7 protein-coding genes and 1 pseudogene are annotated in these 6,752 nt (G+C 72.8%); all 8 read left to right on the forward strand.

Annotation, left to right across the window (positions count from 1 at the left end):
* Positions 1–413, forward strand: a pseudogene (locus tag AB0B68_RS31405) (hypothetical protein); the annotation flags it as partial.
* A 130-nt stretch (positions 414–543) separates the two neighbouring features.
* Positions 544–1,272, forward strand: coding sequence for a hypothetical protein (locus tag AB0B68_RS31410; protein ID WP_357264582.1), 729 nt, complete (start codon positions 544–546; stop codon positions 1,270–1,272).
* A 199-nt stretch (positions 1,273–1,471) separates the two neighbouring features.
* Positions 1,472–2,158, forward strand: a complete 687-nt coding sequence (locus AB0B68_RS31415) for a dienelactone hydrolase family protein (protein ID WP_357205206.1) — start codon at positions 1,472–1,474, stop codon at positions 2,156–2,158.
* 19 nt (positions 2,159–2,177) lie between these two features.
* A complete protein-coding gene (locus AB0B68_RS31420; RefSeq protein ID WP_357264585.1) occupies positions 2,178–2,891 on the forward strand; it encodes a uracil-DNA glycosylase in 714 nt (237 codons plus the stop codon).
* 22 nt (positions 2,892–2,913) lie between these two features.
* A complete protein-coding gene (locus tag AB0B68_RS31425) occupies positions 2,914–3,699 on the forward strand; it encodes a DUF4129 domain-containing protein (protein WP_357207097.1) in 786 nt (261 codons plus the stop codon).
* Positions 3,696–4,280: a hypothetical protein gene (locus tag AB0B68_RS31430; protein WP_357207098.1), complete on the forward strand. Its 585-nt coding sequence runs from the start codon at positions 3,696–3,698 to the stop codon at positions 4,278–4,280. Before AB0B68_RS31425 ends, AB0B68_RS31430 begins: the two co-directional genes overlap by 4 nt.
* The gene (locus tag AB0B68_RS31435) at positions 4,280–5,287 is read left to right on the forward strand and encodes a MoxR family ATPase (protein ID WP_091394243.1); all 1,008 of its coding nucleotides are present in this window, start codon (positions 4,280–4,282) and stop codon (positions 5,285–5,287) included. Before AB0B68_RS31430 ends, AB0B68_RS31435 begins: the two co-directional genes overlap by 1 nt.
* Complete coding sequence (locus tag AB0B68_RS31440) at positions 5,287–6,729, forward strand: DUF58 domain-containing protein (protein WP_357207099.1); 1,443 nt, start codon at positions 5,287–5,289, stop codon at positions 6,727–6,729. Before AB0B68_RS31435 ends, AB0B68_RS31440 begins: the two co-directional genes overlap by 1 nt.
* Positions 6,730–6,752 lie beyond the last annotated feature (23 nt).

Raw genomic sequence — 6,752 nt, forward strand, 5'->3', positions numbered from 1 at the left:
GTTACGGCGACTACGGCTACGACCCGACCGCTGTCGACAGCCAGTACGACCGGGTCCGGGACGTCTTCGTCTACGACAGCGAGGGCCGACTGGTGGAGAACGCCCGGCTCTTCGACCAGAACGGCAATCCGATCCGGCTCGGCTACCCGGACTGCCTGGGAGGCGCCTACGTGAACCAGGCGCTGCGGGCGTACCCGTACTGTCCGGAGCAGGCGCCCTTCGTGCCACGTGCGCCGGGCGCGCCTCTCCCGGCCGTGTCACCGGCAACCACGCCGGACCCGAGCGGCACGGTGGACCCGACCAGCCCACCGGAGCCGGGCGACACGGCCGGGCAGACCGGGCCACCGCTGGGGACCGGTACGGCCACCGGCGTGCCGTCGAGCGAAACGCCAACCCCCACCCCGACGAGCTGAACCACGGTGTGAACTGGATCATGCGGGTGATGCTGGGAAATGGCTGAACGGACGAGGCGAGCGGGACGGCACCGGAAATCAATGATCGTTACGGTGTCGTCTGCTCATCAACCCCTCGGAAGGAACCCCCGTGCCAGAGCAGGTCGCACCGCCCCCCGCGCCCGACGCCGCAAACCCTGAGTCGGTCGTCGAGACGCCGCAAGCGGCCGCGCCGCAGCCTGCCGTGCCCCAGCAGCGGTCGGTCGAGCCGGAGCCGGCCGCCGCGACGCCTGTCGCCGCCGAGGCGCCGCAAGCCGCCGAGACGCCCCAGCCGGCCGGGACGCCCCAGACCCCCGGGACGGCCCAGACCCCCGAGACGCCCCAGACCCCCGAGACGCCGCAAGAGGCCGGCACGCCGGGGACCGGGACGCCGCAAGCCGCCGAGACTCAGGCGGCCGAGACGTCGCAGGCGACCGAGCCGAAGGCGGAGAAGTCCGGTGCGAAGAAGGTCCTCGGCATCGTCGGCGCGATCCTCGTCGTCGTCGTCATCGCCGGCCTGAAGTTCGGTGTCGCCTCGGCGATCGGCAACTTCTTCAACAAGGACGCGACGGCGGACGCCAAGACCGGCGACTGCATCGCCGAGCTGCCCGAGGTCACCGGCACCGAGCAGGAGGAGGTCGACGGCGCCAAGGTCGTGGCGTGCACCTCCACCGACGCGGCGTACAACGTGGTCGGTCGGGTGGACGGCCAGAGCGAGGCGCAGGCGAAGGCCGACACCACCTGCACCCAGTTCTTCAAGGAGGGCCAGGAGGGGTACATCTTCTCCAGCATCGAGCCGGGCAAGACGGGCTACGTGCTCTGCCTGACCAAGAAGGTCTGACCACAGCGGTAGCTGGACATCGACGGCGGCGGGGGCAGACCCCGCCGCCGTCGGCGTACCCCGAGCCACCGGGGGGCGAACAGGAGGTGAATGCCACTGTTCCGGCGTCTTCCCGAGGGCCGCGTGGCGTGGCAGGCTACCGGCACGTAGGACCACTGGGCGACCAGCCAACGATGACTGACCGCTAGGAGGACGGCCCATGGGCGAAATGGTGAGCTACCGCAGCAACGGGGGCGCGAGCGAGGGGTATCTCGCGATACCCGCCAGCGGCACGGCCAGCCCCGCCGTCATCGTCATTCAGGAATGGTGGGGTCTGGTCCCGCACATCCGGTCGGTGGCGGACCGGTTCGCCGAGGCCGGTTTCGTCGCCCTCGCCCCGGACTTCTACCACGGTGAGACGACCAGCGAGCCGGACGAGGCGCAGCGGCTCCTGCTGGCGATGCGGATGGACGAGGCGGCGAAGGACATCGCCGGAGCGGCCGACTATCTGGCCGGGCGGCCCGAGGTCACCGGTAAGGTCGGTGCCGTGGGCTTCTGCGCTGGTGGCAGCCTGGCCCTCTGGTCGGCGACCATCTCCGAGCGGATCGTCGCGACCGCCGGTTTCTATCCCGTGCTGCCGTGGGAGTCGATGCGTCCCGACTGGGCCGACTACGCCGGCAAGGCGGCTGTCATTCACTGCTCCGAAGAAGACGGCACCTCGGCCGCCGAGGGCGTGCAGACCGCCCGGCGGGCCATCGAGGAGGCCGGCGGCGACTGCCACCTCTACGACTACCCGGGCACCTCGCACGCCTTCTTCAACGACGACCGGCCGGAGGCGTTCGACCAGCGCGCCGCTGCCAGCGCCTGGGCCCGCACCCTGGAACTCTTCCGGGCCAAGCTTGGCTGAGACGCGTACCCCCGCACAGGTGGTCGCCCGCGCAGCGCGGGCGACCGACCTGGCTGACCTCGACGCGGCGGTGAGCGACTGCTTCGCCTGCCCGCGGCTGGTGCAGTGGCGGGAGGAGGTCGCCCGCACCCGCCGGGCCGCCTTCCGCGACCAGGAGTACTGGGGTCGACCGGTGCCAGGCTTCGGCACCGGTGACGCCCGGATCGCCATCCTCGGGTTGGCGCCCGCCGCGCACGGTGGCAACCGCACCGGCCGGATCTTCACCGGTGACCGCTCGGGTGACGTGCTGTTCGCCGCGCTGCACCGGGCCGGGCTGGCCAACCAGCCGACCAGCGTCGCCGCCGACGACGGGCTCACGGTGCGCGACCTGCGGATCTTCTCGGCCGTCCGGTGTGCGCCTCCGGACAACAAGCCGACCCCACTGGAACGGGACACCTGCGCACCCTGGCTGCACCGCGAGGTCACGATGATCCGGCCAACGCTGCGGGTCGTGGTCGCGCTGGGCGCGTTCGCCTGGGCCGCGTGGTGGCCGGTGCTCCGTGCGGTGTACGGGCAGCGCCCGCCCAGCCCGCGACCGGCGTTCGGTCATGGGGCACACTGGTCCGGCACGAACGCCCCGGACTTGCTCGGCTGCTACCACGTCAGTCAGCAGAACACCTTCACCGGGCGGTTGACACCAGAGATGTTGGACGATGTCTTCGGCCAGGCCAAACAGCTGGCCGGAGTGGACTGAGGCGACGCGTGGGGTGGTGGCGATGACAGACGGAACACGCCCGCCCACACCGGTACCGTCCGCCGAGCCGGGTGTGCTGCGGCCGGTGCTCGGCCTACTGCGCCGGTGGTGGCCGGTCGGCGCGGTCGCGGCCCTGCTCGCCGGTGCCGCGCTGGCGTCCGCCCACTCGTCGATCGGGGCCAGTCGCATCCCGCCGGCCGCGGACAACGTGCCGTGGGTTCCCGAGTACCCGACCGTCGAGCCGTCGCCGTCCATTCCGATCGAGCCCCGCGACGCCGGCGAGGCCACCCAGGCGCACATCCCGCAGTGGGTCGGCACCGTGGCTGTGGTCCTGCTCGGTCTGGCCATCCTCGCCGCGCTCGGCTACCTCAGCTGGGTCCTGATCCGGGGAGCGCTGCGCCGCACCACCCGGGCACTACCCGCGCAGCGGGCCCGCCGTACCGCCGAGGGCACCGCCCGCGAGGTGGTCGCCGCCCTCGACGCCGGCCTGGTGGAGCTCGACGACCGGGACACCGACCCCCGGGTGGCGGTGATCGCCTGCTGGGTGCGCCTGGAGGAGACCGCCGCTGCGGCCGGTGTGCCGAGGCTCGCGGGGGACACCCCCACCGACCTGGTCAGCCGACTGTTGCAGGGTGACCCGTCGGCGGGCGTGCCGGCCATCGCCAGCACCGATGTGCTGGCCGAGTTCGCGCACGTCTACCGGGAGGCCCGCTACGCCACCCACCCGGTCGGCGAACGCACCCGGGACCAGGCCCGCGCCGCGCTCGGTCGGCTGCGCGGAGAGCTCACCGCGGCGGTGACCTCATGAGCAGCACCAGCATCGACGATCTGCTCGCGTTCGAGGAGGAGGCCGCGCCGGCGGGTCCGCAGGCGCGCCCGTCCCGTTGGCGTCCGGTGCTGCGCTCGCTGGCGTGGGCCGCCGCGTTGGTCGCGGTCCTGCTGGTCGGCTTCCGCGCGGTGGGCCTCCAGGTCTCGCTTCCCGTACTGATCGCCGGGGTGCTCGCCGTGCTGGCGGTCCGCCGGGTCACCGCCCTGCTCGCGCCGCCACCTCCGCCGCCGCCGGCTCGCCGGGCCGGCGCGGGCGAGGAGGACGGCAGCTACAACTGGGACGCCCGGGACGCGCTGCGTGGCGCCATCAACCAGTGGGAACGGCCCCTGGACTGGTCCTCGAACCGAACCGAACGTTTCACCGAGGTGGTCCTGCCCCGGATCGGTGAACTGGCCGACGAGCGGATGCGGCTGAAACACGGCGTCACCCGTGAGTCGGATCCCGCCCGCGCCCGCGTCCTGCTGGGTGACCGCCTGTGGACGTTCCTGGAGACCCCGCCTCGCCGCACCCCGTCGCCGCGCGATCTCGCGGTGATCGTCGCCGAACTGGAGAGCATCTGATGAACGACGTGGACCGGAGCATTGCCCCCGCCGAGGTCGGGCACCTGGCTCGGGCGGTCCTGGACGCGGTCGGCACCGTGGTGGTCGGCAAGCGGGACGCGTTGGAGTTGGTCCTCGCCGGCATCCTCGCGGGCGGGCACGTGCTCCTGGAGGACCTGCCAGGGCTCGGTAAGACACTCACCGCCCGTTCGTTCGCCCAGGCCCTCGGGTTGGATTTCCGTCGGTTGCAGTTCACTCCCGACCTGCTCCCCGCCGACGTCACCGGCTCCTTCCTGTACGACCAGCGCAACGGTGACTTCACCTTCCGGGCCGGCCCGGTCTTCACCAACCTGCTCCTCGCTGACGAGATCAACCGGACGCCGCCGAAGACGCAGTCCGCGCTGCTGGAGGCGATGCAGGAGAAGCAGGTGTCGGTCGAGGGTGTGACCTACAAGCTCGACGAGCCGTTCCACGTGCTGGCCACCGCCAACCCCATCGAGTACGAGGGCACCTACCCGCTGCCGGAGGCGCAGCTGGACCGGTTCCTGCTGCGGGTCTCGTTCGGTTACCCGCAGCACGAAGAGGAGTGGGAGGTGCTGCGCCGTCGGATGAGCCGTCGCCGGGAGGAGGCGGACATCAAGGCGGTGGTCGACGCGGCGACGCTGCGGGCCATGCAGGCCGCACTGGAGGACGTGGTCGTGGAGGACTCCATCGGCCGCTACATCGTGTCGCTCACCGCTGCCACCCGGGAGCACCCGTCGGTGCTGGTCGGCGCCTCCCCTCGCGGTTCGCTGGCGCTGCTGCTGCTGGCCCGGGTCCGCGCGGTGTTCGGCGGACGGGACTACGTGGTGCCGGAGGACGTCAAGTCGGTGGCGGCCCCCGCCCTGGCCCACCGGATCACCCTGCGTCCGGAGATGTGGTTGCGCCGGGTCGACCCGGCGTTCGTGGTGGGCGAGGTGCTGGAGGCGACTCCCGCCCCGGCCAGCGGCGCGCTGCCCAGCTACGCCGCCGGCGGGCCCCGGCACTGATGACCGGACCGACAGTGCCGACGGCCACCGAGGCGGAACCGGCTGCCGGCTGGGCGCCCACCCCGGCGCTCGGCCGCGCGGTGCTGCTCGCCGGCCTGCTGCTGGTGGCCGGGGTGCTGCTGGGCCGGGTGGACCTCATCGTGCTCGCCGCCCCGTTCGCGTTGGGCACCGCGTACGCGCTGCGCCGACGACCCACTGCGCTGCCACAGGTGTGGATCACCCAGGGTGACGGCGGGCCGCTGGTCGAGGGCGGTGACGTGGCTGCGGCGGTGAGCGTCGGCAACCCGGACACTGTCGACTACGACCTGGTGGTGACGCGTACCCGCGTGTCGCAGTGGCTGCGGATCGACCGGGCCGGCTTCGCCCGCGACGAGGCCGCCGACGACGGGGAGCCGAGCGCCATCCCGGGAACCGGTGCGACGGTGCCAGGCGACGGCAGGCGCCGATCCGTCGCGGACCGACCGTTCGTGACGTCGGTGCCGAGTGGCGCGGCGGTGGATCTGGAGCTGGCCGGCAAGGCCCTGCGCTGGGGCCGGCACCCGGTCGGCCCCGCCGGTGCGCGGGTCGCCACGGCCGGGGGTCTGCTGGTCTCCCGCGCGGTGATCACCGAGCCGGTACGGGTGCGGGTGTACCCCCGTACCGAGCCGTTCGAGGCGGTCGAGGCGATGCCCCGCGCCGCCGGCCTGGTCGGGGCGCACCACTCGCGCCGACCTGGAGAGGGCGGCGAACTAGCCGGCGTACGCGTCTTCGCTCCCGGTGACCGGCTGCGCCGGGTCGACTGGCGGGTCTCGTTGCGGGCCCGGCAGCTGCACGTGGCCGCCACTCTCTCCGACCGGGACGCGGAGGTGGTGGTGCTGCTCGACGTGCTCGCCGAGGCGGGCCGCTCCGGTGGGGCTGACGGTGCCGCCTCGGTGTTGGACACCACAGTCCGGGCCACCGCCGCGATCGCCGAGCACTACCTGCACCGTGGTGACCGGGTCTCGCTGCTGGAGTACGGGCCGGCCGCCCGCCGGCTCCGGCCGGCCGCCGGGCGGCGGCAGTACCTGACCGTCCTGGAGTGGTTGCTCGACGTCCGGGTTCACGCATCCGCACACGAACCGTACGACCAGGTCTTCGGCCCACAGTTGCTCTCGTCGGACGCGTTGGTGGTGGTGCTCACCCCGCTGCTTGACGAACGGTCGGCGCAGATGCTCGCCCGGTTGGCCCGCGGTGGGCGGTTCGTGGTGGCGGTCGACACCTTGCCGACCGACCTGGCGTCGCCGAAGGACCGGGGTTGGGCCGAGGTGGCGTACCGGCTGTGGCGCCTGGACCGGGAGACCATGATCGGGCAGCTCCGGGAGCATGGCGTACCGGTGGTGCGCTGGGCCGGTGCCGGCAGCCTGGACCAGGTGTTGCGGGACGTGGCCCGGTTGGCGACGGCCCCAAGGGTGGGTGGCCGGTGAGCGCGAGGAGTGAGCTCGCGAGC

The sequence above is a fragment of the Micromonospora sp. NPDC049049 genome, assembly GCF_040649115.1.
Lineage (GTDB): Bacteria > Actinomycetota > Actinomycetes > Mycobacteriales > Micromonosporaceae > Micromonospora.

Bases quoted from the DNA above. Each gene is read 5' to 3' on its own strand.
- AB0B68_RS31440 (WP_357207099.1), top strand. From the start codon at position 5,287: ATGACCGGACCGACAGTGCCGACGGCCACCGAGGCGGAACCGGCTGCC.
- AB0B68_RS31430 (WP_357207098.1), top strand. From the start codon at position 3,696: ATGAGCAGCACCAGCATCGACGATCTGCTCGCGTTCGAGGAGGAGGCC.
- AB0B68_RS31435 (WP_091394243.1), top strand. From the start codon at position 4,280: ATGAACGACGTGGACCGGAGCATTGCCCCCGCCGAGGTCGGGCACCTG.
- AB0B68_RS31425 (WP_357207097.1), top strand. From the start codon at position 2,914: ATGACAGACGGAACACGCCCGCCCACACCGGTACCGTCCGCCGAGCCG.
- AB0B68_RS31415 (WP_357205206.1), top strand. From the start codon at position 1,472: ATGGGCGAAATGGTGAGCTACCGCAGCAACGGGGGCGCGAGCGAGGGG.